13 protein-coding genes and 2 pseudogenes are annotated in these 14050 nt (G+C 63.5%); 4 read left to right on the top strand and 11 right to left on the bottom strand.

Features of this window, described 5'->3' with window-relative positions; translation table 11 throughout:
- Window positions 1-163: 163 nt before the first annotated feature.
- Window positions 164-568, top strand: coding sequence for a hypothetical protein (locus ACUXVA_RS26265; RefSeq protein WP_265082984.1), 405 nt, complete (start codon window positions 164-166; stop codon window positions 566-568).
- Window positions 569-635: 67 nt separating this feature from the next.
- Here ACUXVA_RS26265 and ACUXVA_RS26260 read toward each other — a convergent pair.
- A pseudogene (locus ACUXVA_RS26260) lies at window positions 636-911 on the bottom strand (HigA family addiction module antitoxin); the annotation flags it as partial.
- A 4-nt stretch (window positions 912-915) separates the two neighbouring features.
- Between ACUXVA_RS26260 and ACUXVA_RS26255 the strand changes: the two are divergent.
- Entirely contained in the window at window positions 916-1206 is a 291-nt protein-coding gene (locus tag ACUXVA_RS26255) for a hypothetical protein (RefSeq protein ID WP_445489054.1), read from the top strand.
- Window positions 1207-1413: 207 nt separating this feature from the next.
- Here ACUXVA_RS26255 and groL read toward each other — a convergent pair whose 3' ends face one another.
- Entirely contained in the window at window positions 1414-3054 is a 1641-nt protein-coding gene (gene groL, locus ACUXVA_RS26250) for a chaperonin GroEL (protein ID WP_445489052.1), read from the bottom strand.
- A gap of 43 nt (window positions 3055-3097) precedes the next feature.
- Window positions 3098-3421, bottom strand: a complete 324-nt coding sequence (locus tag ACUXVA_RS26245) for a co-chaperone GroES (RefSeq protein ID WP_265082988.1) — start codon at window positions 3419-3421, stop codon at window positions 3098-3100.
- A gap of 419 nt (window positions 3422-3840) precedes the next feature.
- Between ACUXVA_RS26245 and ACUXVA_RS26240 the strand changes: the two genes are divergently transcribed.
- Window positions 3841-4125: an usg protein gene (locus ACUXVA_RS26240; RefSeq protein WP_265082989.1), complete on the top strand. Its 285-nt coding sequence runs from the start codon at window positions 3841-3843 to the stop codon at window positions 4123-4125.
- Between the two features lie 487 nt (window positions 4126-4612).
- Window positions 4613-7249: an EAL domain-containing protein gene (locus ACUXVA_RS26235; protein ID WP_445489050.1), complete on the top strand. Its 2637-nt coding sequence runs from the start codon at window positions 4613-4615 to the stop codon at window positions 7247-7249.
- Window positions 7250-7309: 60 nt separating this feature from the next.
- On the opposite strand, the gene ACUXVA_RS26230 is transcribed toward ACUXVA_RS26235, so the two are convergent.
- The 8 genes and pseudogenes from ACUXVA_RS26230 to ACUXVA_RS26195 form a co-directional block, all read right to left on the bottom strand.
- Window positions 7310-8560 (bottom strand): NupC/NupG family nucleoside CNT transporter, encoded by a 1251-nt coding sequence (locus ACUXVA_RS26230; protein ID WP_445489048.1) that lies wholly within the window; start codon window positions 8558-8560, stop codon window positions 7310-7312.
- 268 nt (window positions 8561-8828) lie between these two features.
- Window positions 8829-9338, bottom strand: a complete 510-nt coding sequence (locus ACUXVA_RS26225; RefSeq protein ID WP_445489046.1) for a hypothetical protein — start codon at window positions 9336-9338, stop codon at window positions 8829-8831.
- 126 nt (window positions 9339-9464) lie between these two features.
- Window positions 9465-10223: an SDR family oxidoreductase gene (locus ACUXVA_RS26220; RefSeq protein ID WP_265082993.1), complete on the bottom strand. Its 759-nt coding sequence runs from the start codon at window positions 10221-10223 to the stop codon at window positions 9465-9467.
- Between the two features lie 20 nt (window positions 10224-10243).
- Window positions 10244-10771, bottom strand: coding sequence for a GNAT family N-acetyltransferase (locus tag ACUXVA_RS26215; protein ID WP_445489043.1), 528 nt, complete (start codon window positions 10769-10771; stop codon window positions 10244-10246).
- On the bottom strand, window positions 10768-11514 hold the full coding sequence (locus ACUXVA_RS26210; RefSeq protein ID WP_265082995.1) for a proteasome-type protease: 747 nt from the start codon (window positions 11512-11514) through the stop codon (window positions 10768-10770). The genes ACUXVA_RS26215 and ACUXVA_RS26210 overlap by 4 nt, the downstream gene beginning before the upstream one ends.
- 92 nt (window positions 11515-11606) lie before the next feature.
- Window positions 11607-11993, bottom strand: coding sequence for a hypothetical protein (locus ACUXVA_RS26205; protein WP_445493357.1), 387 nt, complete (start codon window positions 11991-11993; stop codon window positions 11607-11609).
- 276 nt (window positions 11994-12269) lie between these two features.
- Window positions 12270-12787 (bottom strand): annotated as a pseudogene (locus ACUXVA_RS26200) (lyase family protein); the annotation flags it as partial.
- A 424-nt stretch (window positions 12788-13211) separates the two neighbouring features.
- Entirely contained in the window at window positions 13212-14048 is an 837-nt protein-coding gene (locus ACUXVA_RS26195; RefSeq protein ID WP_445489041.1) for a transglutaminase family protein, read from the bottom strand.
- Between the last annotated feature and the right edge of the window lie 2 nt (window positions 14049-14050).

The following is a 14050-nucleotide window of genomic DNA, read 5'->3' as shown; positions in this document are numbered from 1 at the left end:
CTAGTCTGGAAGACATGCGTTGAATGAATACTGAATGCAACAGGTCGAAACTAAGGCTGAGGCCCGGAGCGGTGCAAATAGGCGGGTCTGGCGGTCCATTCCGCCGTTTTCAACCGTTGAACCCCGCTCCACAAGCCGATGACAAAACGTCGAGGAGATCGTCATGTTGTACATCGCGCTGGCTGCCGTGACCGCCATTCTGCTGCTTCAATCGACGGGTGCTATTCCGCTGGCGAGCGTCGGTGGGTCGCTGACGATCGGCCTCTGTTTTCTGGTCGCTGCGCTGGCGGTTGGCCTTCACGAGGCATGGACGAAGCAACGCGGCGTGCTCGGCTGGATCGTCAACGTCGTTGTCACCTTCATCGGTGCGCTTGTGGGCGCCCAGTTCGGCGGGCTGGTCGTGGTGATGCTGATCGGCGCGATCATGGACGTGAACGGGTCGCTGGCACGCACGGGCGGTCTTGCCATGTCCGCCGCACTCGCCGGCGGCATGCTCGCCACCTTGTTCGGCGCGTGGGCCGCGCTGTGGATCGTCAACCGATGGCGATCGGATCCGAAGCCCACGTGACGCAGAGCCGTTATCCGCGCGAGGCTCCCGGCGGACGCTGCGTTCGTCGCGCAATTGTCGGCCGCGATCACGTCGCGGGGCGCGGAACGATCTTCTTGTAGTTGTTGGTCATCTCCGCCTTGGAGAGGTCATGTGCGATCTGCAGGCTCAGCCAGAACCGCGGATCGGTCCCGAAATAGCACCCCAGCCGGATCGCGGTGTCGGCACTGACGTCGCGCGCGCCGCGCGCGATCTCGCTCAGGCGATTGGCGGGAACGTCGAGCGCCTTCGCCAGCGCCCGTGCCGACAGCCCCAGCGGGACGAGGTATTCCTCGCGCAACACTTCGCCGGGATGGGTGCGTAAGGCTGTGGATCATCCGCCGGACGTTATCGTTCTCAACGCTTGCAAAAGCGCCGGCGCGCGCAGGGCTTTGCTCGGCGTCGCAAAAGCCATCATAGTCATGGAAGATTCCGTCTCCGACACCGCGGCAATCGCATTTGCGATAAAATTCTACGGAGCGATCGCGAGCGGCCAGTCTCTACAAGCCGCATTTGATCAAGGTTCTGCCGGTGTTGCTGCTGTATCTTTGGATGAGGCGTGCACACCAGAGCTCACAATTGCAGATGGTGTGAATGCAAGAAAGCTGTTTCTCCCCTGAGCTACCGCTGACGAACTATTGCTCTTATTCGTAACGACCCGAATTTTTCGAGCCATTTATGAATATTGTGCCTACTGAAGTCCGGATCCGAGGGGTTTGGCGCAAAATTGCCTCCATCAATTTTGTGACCTTGGTGCCCTGGAATAACAAAGGGCGCAGTTCTCACTGCGCCCTCCGAGTTTGTAATAAGCTTGGTTGGCTTGGACCTTAGAAGTCCATGCCGCCCATGCCGCCGCCCGGGGGCATGCCACCGGCAGCGCCACCCTTCTTCGGCAGCTCGGCCACCATGGCTTCCGTGGTGATCAGCAGGCCAGCAACCGAAGCTGCGTTCTGGATCGCGGCACGGACCACCTTGGTCGGGTCGATGATGCCCTTCTTGACGAGATCGCCGTAGGTGCCGGTCTGCGAGTCGAAGCCGAAGGCATACGACGGGTTTTCCAGGACCTTGCCGACGATGACGGAGCCGTCCTCGCCTGCGTTCAGCGCGATCTGGCGGGCCGGAGCCGAGAGAGCGCGACGCACGATTTCAACGCCGGTCTTCTGGTCGTCGTTCGCGGTCTTGATCTTCTTCGGCTGCTCGGAAGCGCGCAGCAGGGCGACGCCGCCGCCCGGGACGATGCCTTCTTCGACAGCGGCGCGGGTTGCATGCATGGCGTCGTCAACGCGGTCCTTGCGCTCCTTGACTTCGACTTCGGTCGCGCCGCCGACGCGGATGACGGCAACGCCGCCAGCCAGCTTGGCGAGACGCTCCTGCAGCTTCTCACGGTCGTAGTCCGAAGTGGTCTCTTCGATCTGCGCCTTGATCTGGCCGACGCGGGCTTCGATGTCCGCCTTCTTGCCAGCGCCGTTGACGATGGTGGTGTTCTCCTTGTCGATCATCACCTTCTTGGCGCGACCGAGCATGGCGAGCGTGACGTTCTCCATCTTGATGCCGAGATCTTCCGAGATCGCCTGGCCGCCGGTCAGGATCGCGATGTCCTGCAGCATGGCCTTGCGACGATCGCCGAAGCCCGGAGCCTTCACAGCGGCAACCTTGAGGCCGCCACGCAGACGGTTGACGACGAGGGTGGCGAGCGCTTCGCCTTCGACGTCTTCCGCGACGATGACGAGCGGCTTGCCGGTCTGCACGACGGCTTCGAGCAGCGGCAGCATCTCGTTGAGGTTGGAGAGCTTCTTCTCGTTGATCAGGATGTACGCATCGTCGAACTCGACGCGCATCTTGTCAGCGTTGGTGACGAAGTAGGGGGAGATGTAGCCGCGGTCGAACTGCATGCCTTCGACGACGTCGAGTTCGGTCTCGAGCGACTTGGCTTCTTCAACCGTGATGACGCCCTCGTTGCCGACCTTCTTCATGGCATCGGCGAGGAACTTGCCGATTTCGCTGTCGCCGTTGGCGGAGATGGTGCCGACCTGGGCGATCTCTTCGTTCGAGGTGACCTTCTTGGAGTTCTTGACGAGGTCGGCGACCACGGCTTCCACAGCCAGGTCGATGCCGCGCTTCAGATCCATCGGGTTCATGCCGGCGGCAACCGATTTGGCGCCTTCACGGACGATGGCCTGGGCCAGCACGGTCGCGGTGGTGGTGCCGTCGCCGGCGAGATCTGCCGACTTCGAGGCCACTTCACGGACCATCTGGGCGCCCATGTTCTCGAACTTGTCGTCGAGCTCGATTTCCTTGGCGACGGTGACGCCGTCCTTGGTGATGCGGGGCGCGCCGAACGACTTGTCGAGCACGACGTTGCGACCCTTGGGGCCGAGCGTCACCTTGACGGCGTTGGCGAGAATGTCGACGCCGCGCAGCATCTTGTCGCGGGCATCAACGCCGAATTTCACTTCTTTGGCTGACATGTTTGCTTCCTGAATGATTGAAGGGTTGCGGGAGAGGCGCTTACTAAGCGACCTTCTTCTTGGCGGGAGCGGCAGCGATATCGGTGAGGACACCCATGATGTCGCTCTCCTTCATGATCAGCAGCTCCTGGCCGTCGATCTTGACTTCGGTGCCCGACCACTTGCCGAACAGCACGCGCTCACCGACCTTGAGGTCGATCGGGATCAGCTTGCCAGCTTCGTCACGGCCGCCGGGACCGACAGAGACGATTTCGCCCTGGGAGGGCTTTTCCTTGGCACTGTCCGGGATGATAATGCCGCCAGCAGACTTCTCTTCGGCGTCGATACGCTTGACCACAACGCGATCGTGAAGCGGACGGAATTTCATGCAGTCCTCCTAAGTTTCTGAAGATGTTTGCCAAATCTTGAATTTAGCAGTCAGCGCCAGCGAGTGCCAGCGTTGCCGGTCTGGACATAGGCCCGTGGTTCCGGCTGGACAAGCCCTTCTAGCAAAAATTTTGGCACTCAAATATGACGGCTGCCAATTTGCCGCGGCATCCTTATCGGCGGTAGCGGGTGCTGTTAGCAGTCGCGGTAAGTCGCTGCTAACGCTCGCAATTTCAATGGATTGTTAAACTTTTAGGCTTGAGATGACGTGGTTAATTGCGTCACATTTCATGCATCGCACTGTCATGGCGAAGTGGAATCCGGTTCGCGGCAGGCAGCGCGGTCATAGGAGCGAAGAGCGAATCCGACATCGACCGTAAGCCACTTGTGCCGAATGCGCTCTGTCCATGGAGGTTTGACATGGTTGCGAGAAGTGCAGTTTCCGAGGACTTCAGGAAGCAGGTGCTGGGCTACGGACTGACCACGGCGCAGATCCTGTATCGGATGCCGGACCACCCCTCACTGCTGCAAACCTATCTCTGGCAGAACTACGACCTGTTTCCCAAGTTTCCGGCGCTGAAGGATTTTCTGGCGTTTTGGGAAGAGAAGTTGGAGGGGCCGCTGTTTTCGGTCACCGTGGCGCATTCCAAGCTGATCAAGCCCGCTGAACTCCGTGCCATCGACGGCGTGTTCCGGCTGCATTGACACGGCTTGAATTGATTCGGCCCGAGCAACGTAGCCGCGCAACATGCCAAAGCGGCTGCGCTGTCTAATCACGGATTTGCATTGCGCTCCCGTGTCGGTGAGCCCGGCCGTTCGTTCGCCGCGACTTGCGCGAGTCGCGCCCCCGATTCTCCCTGGGACGACCGTCGGATCTCCGCGCCGTCGTAGCGATCATCCTCGACGCCGTCGTCTTCCGCAGGGCCATCGCATACGTCGCATTGGGTCGTCTGATCGCAAGTGGATCGGCGACCGCTACCATCCTTCGGCGATAGGTACTATTCGACCTGGTGCAGGGCATAGCGCATCGATCGAAGGCGCGATCCTATCCTTCCGTGCAACGGAAATTTTAGGATGCCCGTCGCCCCGACGGGTCCGCGCAACACTTTAATCACTGTTGGACCTCTAAGTTCGATTCCGTACGCAGCCTTGCACAGAAGGCGTTGGTTGCAACAGGTATCTGGGTCTTGCGATGTACTCCTACGCGACGTCTACGATCGAAGCGTCAGACCTCGGCCTGATGGCGCTTGAGCGAGCGGATGATGCCGTGGTGATCATCGATGGCGATTATCATGTGCGTTACTTCAATGCCGCCGCGGAATCGATGTGGGGGCTGAAGCGGAACGAGGTTCTCGGTCGCGATGTCGGCTGCCTGGGGATCGATGCACTGCGCCAGCCGATGCCGATTCCTTTCTATTGCAGTGTCGACGGACCCGTCGGGATACCGCAATTCCGTGCCGAGATCGGCATCGTACGCAAGGACGGTCGTCGGATCCCCGCAGAGCTGGCTATGTCGCAGGGCGAGCAAGGCGGCGAGCACTGCACAATTGCCTTCGTTCGGGACATCACCACGAAGGTTGAAAATCGCGAACGGCGGGCGCTTCTCTCGTTGATCGCTGACAGGACCAACCGTGTGGTGGTCGTCACCGATCCCACCTATCACATCATGTACACGAATGCCGCCTTCGCGGATCTGTTCGGTTATCCGCCGGAGGAGGCGCAGGGCCAGCCGGCGCCCAAGCTGTTGCTGGGCCGCTATAGCGACCGCACGACACTGGCCCGCATCGGACGCTGCATCAAGGAAGAGGGCGGCGAGGAGGAGATCCTCGTCTACAACAGGAACGGCGACGAAATCTGGATCTCGGTCAGGGTGGAAGCGTTCCGCAATGCGAGCGGACAAATCACCCATGTGTTTGCGCTGGTGACAGATATCTCCGAGACCAAACAATTGCGCGCGCTGCAGCAGCTCACCCTGAGCGCGCTCGCCGATGAAATGCCCATCACCGAAATCGCCGATCGCCTGTGCAGGCTTGTCGAGAAGATTGCGCCCGATGTGGTGTCCTCGCTGCTCCACGTCGACGCCGGCGGATTGATTCATCCGCTGGGCGGTCCCAGCCTTCCGGAGGACTATTCCCAGTCATTGGAGGGTGTCGCAATCGGTCCGGACATGGGCTCCTGTGGAACGGCCGCGTTCTACGGTCGGCCCGTCCTCGCAATCGATATCGACACCGATCCGCGCTGGCAGCCCTACAAGGCCCGTCCGCTTCAAGTCGGCCTGCGCGCTTGCTGGTCTTCCCCGATCAAGGCGAAGAACGGTCGCGTGATCGGAACCTTCGCTTTCTATTTCAGAGAATGCCGGCCGCCCAGTCGCTGGCATCAGCGCATCATCGATGCCTGCGTGTATCTCGGCTCGCTCGTGATTGAGCGCAAGGAAGCGCGCTCCCAGATCGCGCGGCTCGCCTACTACGATACGTTGACCGGATTGCCCAATCGTACGCGCCTACGCGATCTGATTGCCGAAGCGATTGAAGGGTGTCCCGCCGGACGGCATGTGGCGCTCGCGTTCCTCGACGTCGACAATTTCAAGGACGTCAACGATACGCTCGGTCACTCCGCCGGCGACGACGTCCTGGTGGAATTCGCACGGCGCCTGCGCGCGCACGTTCGTCCGGGCGACATGCTCGGTCGCCTCGGTGGCGACGAGTTCGTGATCGTGATGCCGAATTGCGAAGGGCGCGAGGCGGGAGAGGTCGCTTCAACGGTCGCCGAGGCCATGCTGGTTCCGCTCGAGATCGGAGTGCGGCAGGTGGCGATGTCGGCGAGCATCGGCATCAGCCTCTATCCGGACAATGCGTCGGACATCGACACGCTGATCAAGCAGGCGGATGCGGCGATGTACCAGGCCAAGCGCGCCGGGCGTTCCACCTATCGCTTCTACAGTGCCGACATGAACGGGGGCGGTCAGGAAAGAATCGTCTACAGCGCGGCGTTGCGCGCCGCGATTGCGAACGATGCGCTTGAACTCCACTATCAACCGCAGATCCGAACTTCGGATGGTGCGATCCATGGCGTCGAGGCCCTGGCCCGCTGGCATGATCCGGTGCTCGGCACGGTCTCGCCGGCCAAATTCATCCCGCTGGCCGAGGAGTGCGGACTGATTGAGCAGGTCGCGCTTTGGTCGATCCGCCAGGCCTGTCGCCAACTGGTCGCGTGGCGCGCTGCCGGGCTGGATATTCCCTGCGTCTCGGTCAATCTGTCGCCCATCAACTTCCAGAATGCGGAGCTGGCCCCGATCGTTGCCGGAATCCTGGCGGAGTTCGGTCTGCCGCCGGAGGCGCTGATGCTGGAGGTGACCGAAGGGGTGGTGCAGAACGAGCGTTCGCAGGCCATCGAGACGATGATGGCGCTCCGCACGCTTGGCGTCGGGCTGTCGCTTGACGACTTCGGCACCGGCTATTCGAGCCTCAGCCGGCTGGCGCATCTGCCGATACGCGAACTCAAGATCGACCGCAGCTTCATGCATGATCTGGAGACTGCCGCCTGTGCGCGGGCGCTGGTGACCGCCGTCGTCCGCTTTGGGCAAAGCCTGCAAATGACCGTGGTCGCTGAAGGGGTAGAAACCGAAGGACAGTTCCAGCTGCTCGCAGAGTTAGGGTGCGACGTGGTCCAGGGATTTCTTTATGCCCCGGCGCTGTCGCCCGCCGCCTTCGGTCGCTGGCTGCTCGACCACAGCGCATCGCGGGCAGGCGTGCTGCTGCGCGGAATCGAACAATCCCTTTCTGTGCCGGCGATCGACGCTCGCCCGGCGCGTCGAAGCTCCGGCGGTTGATACAGTGGCGGCGCATCTTGTCCGCGACCAGGGTTCTGCCCGAGGCTGAAACCGGAGCTACTAGCTGAGCACGCCGACGATGGCGCCCATCAGACAGGTGGTCAGCGTGCCCGACACGATCGACTTGAGCCCGAGCGCGTTGATCTCGTCGCGGCGTGCCGGCGCCATGGTGCCGAGGCCTCCGATCATGATGCCGAGGCTGGCGAAATTGGCGAAGCCGCACAGCGCATAAAGCATGATCAGGCGCGAGCGCGGGCTCAGCGCATCGGGCGCGAGTTTGCTGAAGTCGAGATAGGCGATCAACTCGTTGAGCACGGTCTTGGTGCCCATCAGAGCTCCGGCCGTGACCGCCTCATTCCATGGCAGGCCGAGCAGCCAGCACACCGGCGCCATGGCGATGCCGAGCATCCGCTGCAGCGAGATTGCGGCGCCGCCAACATGTGGCAGCAGGCCGAGCAGGGCGTTGGCGAGATAGACCAGCGCCACCAGCACCAGCAGCAGCGCGATGATGTTGATCAGCAGCTCGACGCCGCCCGCGGTGCCCCTGACGATCGCATCCATGGTGCCCGAGGCGCCCATCTCGGGATCGGTCAGCGCGCCGCCGGTGCGACGCCGGTCGGTCTCCGGCACCATGATCAGGCTGACCAGGATCGCGGCCGGTGCACCGAGCACCGAGGCTATCACGAAATGCGCGGCAGCATCGGGAATCAGCGGCGCCAGGAAGGTCGCGTAGAGCACCAGCACGGTGCCGGCGATGCCGGCCATGCCGCCGGTCATCACTAGGAACAGCTCGCTGCGGGTGAGGTGATTGAGATAGGGCCGGATGAACAGCGGCGCCTCGACCATGCCGAGGAACACATTGGCGGCGGTGGACAACCCGACCGCACCGCCGACGCCCAGCGTGCGCTCCAGCAGCCACGCCATGCCGCGCACCACCGGTGGCAGCACGCGCCAGTAGAACAGCAGGGTGGTCAGCACGCTCATCACCAGCACGATCGGCAGCGCCTGGAACGCGAGCACGAAATCCGCCCCGGGTGTCTTGAGGTCGAACGGCAGCGCGCCGCCGCCGAGATAGCCGAACACGAACGAGGTGCCGGCCCGCGACGCCGCCGAGATCATGCTGACGGCGTCATTGATGACGCCGAAGGCGTGGGCGACAATCGGGATTTTCAGCAGTACGATCGCGGTGACGAAGGTGGCGACGAGGCCGATGGCGGCTTGTTTAAGCGACACCTTGTTGCGGTTTTCGCCAAGCGCCCAGGCGATGCCGAGCAGCGCCAGCACGCCGAACGCCGATTGCAATTGCAGCATGAAGCCCCCGATGCCGCGGCGATGATACCGGGGCAGGACACGTCTTGCAAAGATGGTGCCGACGATGAGGGCGAAGACAAATGAAGCGGGCTCGCCAGATCGTTGAAAAAACCTGGCGTCGCAGTGCGGATAGCTCAAACATGCTGAGCTGCCGTGGGCGGCAAAGCGGCGTCATCCACAGATATCGGAGAGAAAAACAGAGCGACTGCGTGGGGCTGAGTTTGCCGCCTCGCCCAGGGCTCGTCGCTTTCTGGGCGAGGCCGGTCCATCACCGGCTCCGATGGTCTCTCACAATCGGCTGCGTGCGATGGTCGCGCACGACGTTCGTGGCCGGCGGCCGTCGATGATCTCGCGTGCTCGGCGGTGCCGCCGCAGGAGGCAGGCGATCGGTGCGACGGTTGCTCACGTCAATCGGCTTTTTGCTTCCGCCCAATGTGCGGCCGATCACCACGCCGCCCAACCCTCCGGCGGCCTGTCCGGCGGCACGTCCCGCAGCCCCTACGGCGCCGCCTATCGAACCCAAAACGCTGTGTCTGTTGGTCGCCGCGCTGGCCGTAGACGCGCCGGCGACGTGGAAGGAGACGACTGCGACAATAGCTGCGCCTCCTGCAAAGCTTCGCACCAAGTTGATGGTTTTATTCATGTCATGAAATTCCCGCTCGTGTTGAACACTGGCGAGAATGAAGTCGGAATTTCTCTCGGTCGCGTCGTCCGTTCGGAGGATGGCCGGCGAAAATGCCTCGCATCCCGCACGCCCCTGCGGCGTGATCACTTTCATACGCAGCAGAGGAGGGGACGACTGCTCCCAGAAGAAAATAGGCTCAGGCTCTGCGGTGCACCACTGTCGCTGCACGATGGCAGCGCACCGCGCCGTGTCGACAAAGACTTTCGGTCTCCCTGAAGTTTACCCCCGCCCGACGAACGGCATCTTCGTTGCCATCACCGTCATGAACAGCACGTTGGCGTCGAGCGGCAGGCCGGCCATATAGGCGACGGCGTCGCCGACGGCCTTGGCGTCCATGCGCGGCTCCTGCTTGGAGGTGCCGTCCGGCTGCAGCACGCCGGGCCCGTTGACCATGCGGTCGGTCATCGGCGTGGCGGCATTGCCGATGTCGACCTGGCCGACCGCGATGTCATAGGCGCGGCCGTCGAGGTTGCTGGCTTTGGTCAGGCCGGTGATGGCGTGCTTGGTCGAGGTGTAGGCGGCGGAGAACGGCCGCGGCGCATGCGCCGAGATCGAGCCGTTGTTGATAATGCGGCCGCCGCGCGGGGTCTGGTCTTTCATGATGCGGAAGGCGTGCTGGGTGCACAGGAACGGCGCGGTCAGGTTGGTGTTCACCACCGCCTGCCACTGCTCAAGGCCGAGATCCTCGAACGGCAGCGGCGGCGCGCCCATGCCGGCATTGTTGAACAGCACGTCGAGCCGGCCATAGGTGTCCATGGTTTTGGCGAACAGTGCGGCGATCGAGGCGGGGTCGGCCATGTCGGCGGAGACGGGCAGGCTCTTGCCGCCTTCGGCTTCGCCGAGCTTCTGGGTTTCCTGCAGCATCTCCAGCCGGCGGCCGGCGAGCACCACGGTGAAGCCGGCCTTCATCAGTGCCATTGAGGCGGCGCGGCCCACGCCTGTGCCGGCGCCGGTGACGAGTGCAATCCTGGTGGTCATCAGTTTCTTCCCTGTTGTTCTTATGGTCGTTTACGGCTCATGAAGCAGGCGTGTTCGTCGTAGCTTCGCAATTGCCGGTCGAGGTCGGGGTCGACGATCACGGTGTCGAACCCCTGCCGGCGCCAAAAATGTACTGAATTGCCGACCGCAACAAGGGTGATGTTCGGCAGCCGCAGGTCGGCCGCGTGGGCCGCCAGAACATCGACGATGGCCGCGGCGGCGCCCGACCCGCGCGCCGCCGGCAGCAGCGCCAGATCGTGGATGTAATAGGTCGACGGCGGCAGCGCCGGCCTGTCGAGGCGGGTGTTGAGCCGGGGCGGCCGTGCGAATTGCCAGGGATGGCTGATGACATAGCCGACCGGGGCGTCTGCGCCTTGCAGCACGAAGCAACCGGCGGGATGGTGCGTCAGCCGATCGGCGAACACGGTTTCGTCTTCGGGGTAGGCGACGTGAACGAGGTCGGCGAGCGCCTTCACCGCGGGCAGGTCCGTTGCGGTCATCGGGCGCCATTGCAGCAGACCCGGCGGCATCGGTTCGCTCCGGCTCACGTCTCGTTCTTGTAAGGCGGCCGTGGGATATTGTGGTGGGCCTGGCGCAGCGCCGCCGACCAGCGCGAGCGCAGGTCGTGGAAATAGGGCTCGCCGGCCTCGATGCGGTGGTTGAGGTCGGCATCGCAGACATCGGTGCGCACCACCAGAACGTCGATCGGCAGGCCGACGCCGAGATTCGAGCGCATGGTCGAATCCATCGAGATCAGGCCGGTCTTCAGCGCCTCATAGAGCTCGACCTCGTAATGCATGGCGCGATCGAGCACCGGCTTGCCGTATTTGTGCTCGCCGATCTGCAGATACGGCGTGTCGGTGGTGCACTCGATGAAGTTGCCGGCCGGATAGATCATGAACAGCCGCATCTTGCCGCCCTTGATCTGGCCGCCGAGCAGGAACGAGACGTTGAAGTTGATGTCCTCGGATTCCAGCGCCTCACCTTCGGTGGCGTTAACGTGGCGGATGGCGCGGCCGATGCGCTGTGCGGCCTGGAACATGGTCGGTGCGTTGACCAGGGTCTCGCGCTCGCCGGTGGTCGGGTTGTCGATGCCCTCGCTCAGGGTCGACAGCACCGACTGGCTGATCGCCAGATTGCCGGCGGAGGCCACCGCCATGACGCGATCGCCGGGCTGGTTGAAGATGTGCAGCTTGCGGAAGGTCGAGACGTTGTCGAGCCCCGCATTGGTGCGCGTGTCCGCGATCATCACCAGGCCGTCCCGCACCAGAATTCCGCAACAATAGGTCATCGAAGGTCCTTGCCCGACCAGAGGGTCGACAGAACACTGATAGGTCATTCAGACGGCGCGTAAAACCCCCGGAATGCTGGCTTCCGTCCGCTTTACGGCGCCCCGAGCCGCGCGAAATCCCGATCCAGCCCGGCCAGCGCGCCGTCGATGCGCTGCCGCCTTGCCTTGATCCACTGATCCTGCTCGGCCAGCGACTGCTTCGCTTCGGCCACCATCCGCGCCATCTCGGCGGGCTGCGGCCCACCGGCGGTCGCGCGATGGCGGATGATCGCCACCGGGTCCAGCGCCGCGCGGAACTCAGCCTCGCTCATAGGCAGTTCGCCGCCGGCCACCTTCATCTCTGTCAGCGTCGTGGCAAAGATCTGCCGGGCCTCCTGATAGGGGAAATCGCTCGGCCGGATATCGTGCGCCTTGCCGTAATCGACGACCTCCGAGGCGAAATGATGCCCGACGCGGAACGGCAGCTTGTATTGCCGCATCAGCACATCGGCCACTTCCTGGGATGCGGTCCAGTCGCTGTTTAATTCTTCCAGCGCACGTTCCGGATTGACCACCAGCGCGCCGAGGATGCGGTCCCAACCGGCCAGCACGCGCGTGGCGCCGCCGACCACCGCGGCATTGTCGCCGACGTTCTTGGCATCGTTCATGCCCGGCGGAATGTTATGCGCCTGGATGGCGCGACCGATCCCCAGCGATACGACGTTGGAGGCCTGCCCGCGCACGTCGTTGAGCAGCCCGGGATTGCGCTTCTGCGGCATGGCGCTGGAGACATAGGTGTTGCCGCCGCCTTCCTGAAGCAGGATCCAGGGGCGCGGCTGGGCGTATTGCACCATGACGTCCTGAATGTAGGCGCCGGCATGGAGGGCGATCGCGGTGGTCACCGCGCCGAGCTCGACCGGGATTTCGGTGGCGGAGATCTGCGCGGCGTCATAGGCATTGTCCACGGTCGCGGCAAAACCGAGGTAATTGGCCATGCGGGGGCGGTTGAGCGGCCAGCTCGTGCCGTTCAGCACGGTGGTGCCCATCGGCGAACGGTCGAGCCGGGCGTAGAACTGGCGCAGCCGCTCGGCATCGCGCTGCAGGCCCGCACATGGCCGAGCAGATAGTGCCCGTAGCTGTTGGGCTGGGCCGCGACGCCGTTGGTGTAATTGGGGACGATGGTGCCGGCATGTTTTTCGGCGAGTGCCACCATGGTGGCGGTCGTCTTGCGCAGCTGCTCGGCCAGGGTCAGTACCTCGTCGCGGATGATGGCGGCGCGCACAGTGGCCAGCATGTCCTGGCTGGAGCGGCCGGCATGCAGCAGCGTGGCCTCGACGCCGGCAGCCTCGATCAGCAGTGGCTCGAAGGTGATGACCAGGGTGGGCCGCTTGCCGCCTGGCTGCTCGCCGGCCTGCAGCACCGTGCGCAATCCGGCCGCGATACGCGGCGCCACCGCGCGATCCAGCAGGCCCTCGTCGGTATTGATGACGGCGCTGGCCTTGTTGATCTCGCCCAGCCAGAAGAACTCGTCACGCCTGGGTCCGGATTGCGCATCGGCCCCGACGGCTGTGAACGACATCAATAGCGCTGCAAGGCAGCTTGCCGTCTTCTGCATGTTTCCTCGCTTTTGACGGCGCTTGGCCGCGCCTTTCATTCGACGGTCGCGTCTCCCGGCGGCGGCGCCCAGGCATCGATCAACCGTCAGGGGAACGATCGTATCAGGACTGGCTCTGCCACTGTCCCTGTCGTCCGGCCTGGTCGACCTTCACCGAAACCGACAGGGTTTCCATGCCGCCGCCATAGCGGGTGCCGCGCACCGGCGCGGCGCCGAGATAATCCAGCCCGATGGCGACGCGAGCATGGGCGTCGGTGGTGCAGATGGCGTTGGCGGGATCGAAGCCGACCCAGCCGAGATTCGGTACATAGGCCTCGGCCCATGCATGGCCGGCCTGCTGGTCCACCATGCCGTCGCCGCGCAAGAAATGGCCGGCGATGAAACGGGCCGGCACCCCGCCCGAACGGGCGCAGGCAATGAAGATGTGGGCGTAGTCCTGGCACACGCCGCGCTTGCCGGCGAAGGCCTCGATGGCCGAGGTCCCGGTATTGGTCGGGTCGCCGTCGAAGGTCATGTGCTCGTTGATCTGCATCATCAGCGCATGCAGGAAACTCAGCACGTCGTTGTCGGTTTCGGTGCGCAGCTCGCGGGCGAACGCCGCCATCGCCGTGTTGGTCTCGGTCAGATCGGTCGAGCGCAGGAAGAAGCTCGGCGGGAATCGTTCGTCGGTGCCTTTCAGCACGCCGCCGGTGTCCTGGGTTTCAACGAGGCCCTCGACATTGATGGTGAGGTCGGAGATCGGCCCGTGGGTCAGCACGTGGGTGACGTTGCCGTAGGCGTCCTCATGCAGGTCGAGCCGCGAATCGGTGGAGACGTCGATCTGCCATTCGGCGACATACTGGCCGTCGTGGCTGCCCGGCGTCATGCGCAGGATCTGGATCACGCCGGAGGCCGGCGGCTCATAGCGATAGGTCGTCGTATGGGCAATTCGCAGGCGCATGA

Source organism: Rhodopseudomonas sp. RCAM05734, from assembly GCF_052658035.1.
The sequence above is the reverse complement of the archived record's forward strand: the minus strand, read 5'-3'. Positions and strand labels throughout refer to the sequence as shown.

Excerpts from the sequence above, each read along its gene's own strand:
- ACUXVA_RS26265 (WP_265082984.1), top strand. The coding sequence starts at position 164 with ATGTTGTACATCGCGCTGGCTGCCGTGACCGCCATTCTGCTGCTTCAA.
- groL (WP_445489052.1), bottom strand. The coding sequence starts at position 3,054 with ATGTCAGCCAAAGAAGTGAAATTCGGCGTTGATGCCCGCGACAAGATG.
- ACUXVA_RS26245 (WP_265082988.1), bottom strand. The coding sequence starts at position 3,421 with ATGAAATTCCGTCCGCTTCACGATCGCGTTGTGGTCAAGCGTATCGAC.
- ACUXVA_RS26240 (WP_265082989.1), top strand. The coding sequence starts at position 3,841 with ATGGTTGCGAGAAGTGCAGTTTCCGAGGACTTCAGGAAGCAGGTGCTG.
- ACUXVA_RS26235 (WP_445489050.1), top strand. The coding sequence starts at position 4,613 with ATGTACTCCTACGCGACGTCTACGATCGAAGCGTCAGACCTCGGCCTG.
- ACUXVA_RS26230 (WP_445489048.1), bottom strand. The coding sequence starts at position 8,560 with ATGCTGCAATTGCAATCGGCGTTCGGCGTGCTGGCGCTGCTCGGCATC.
- ACUXVA_RS26225 (WP_445489046.1), bottom strand. The coding sequence starts at position 9,338 with ATGAAAGTGATCACGCCGCAGGGGCGTGCGGGATGCGAGGCATTTTCG.
- ACUXVA_RS26220 (WP_265082993.1), bottom strand. The coding sequence starts at position 10,223 with ATGACCACCAGGATTGCACTCGTCACCGGCGCCGGCACAGGCGTGGGC.
- ACUXVA_RS26210 (WP_265082995.1), bottom strand. The coding sequence starts at position 11,514 with ATGACCTATTGTTGCGGAATTCTGGTGCGGGACGGCCTGGTGATGATC.
- ACUXVA_RS26205 (WP_445493357.1), bottom strand. The coding sequence starts at position 11,993 with ATGCGGCAATACAAGCTGCCGTTCCGCGTCGGGCATCATTTCGCCTCG.
- ACUXVA_RS26195 (WP_445489041.1), bottom strand. The coding sequence starts at position 14,048 with ATGCGCCTGCGAATTGCCCATACGACGACCTATCGCTATGAGCCGCCG.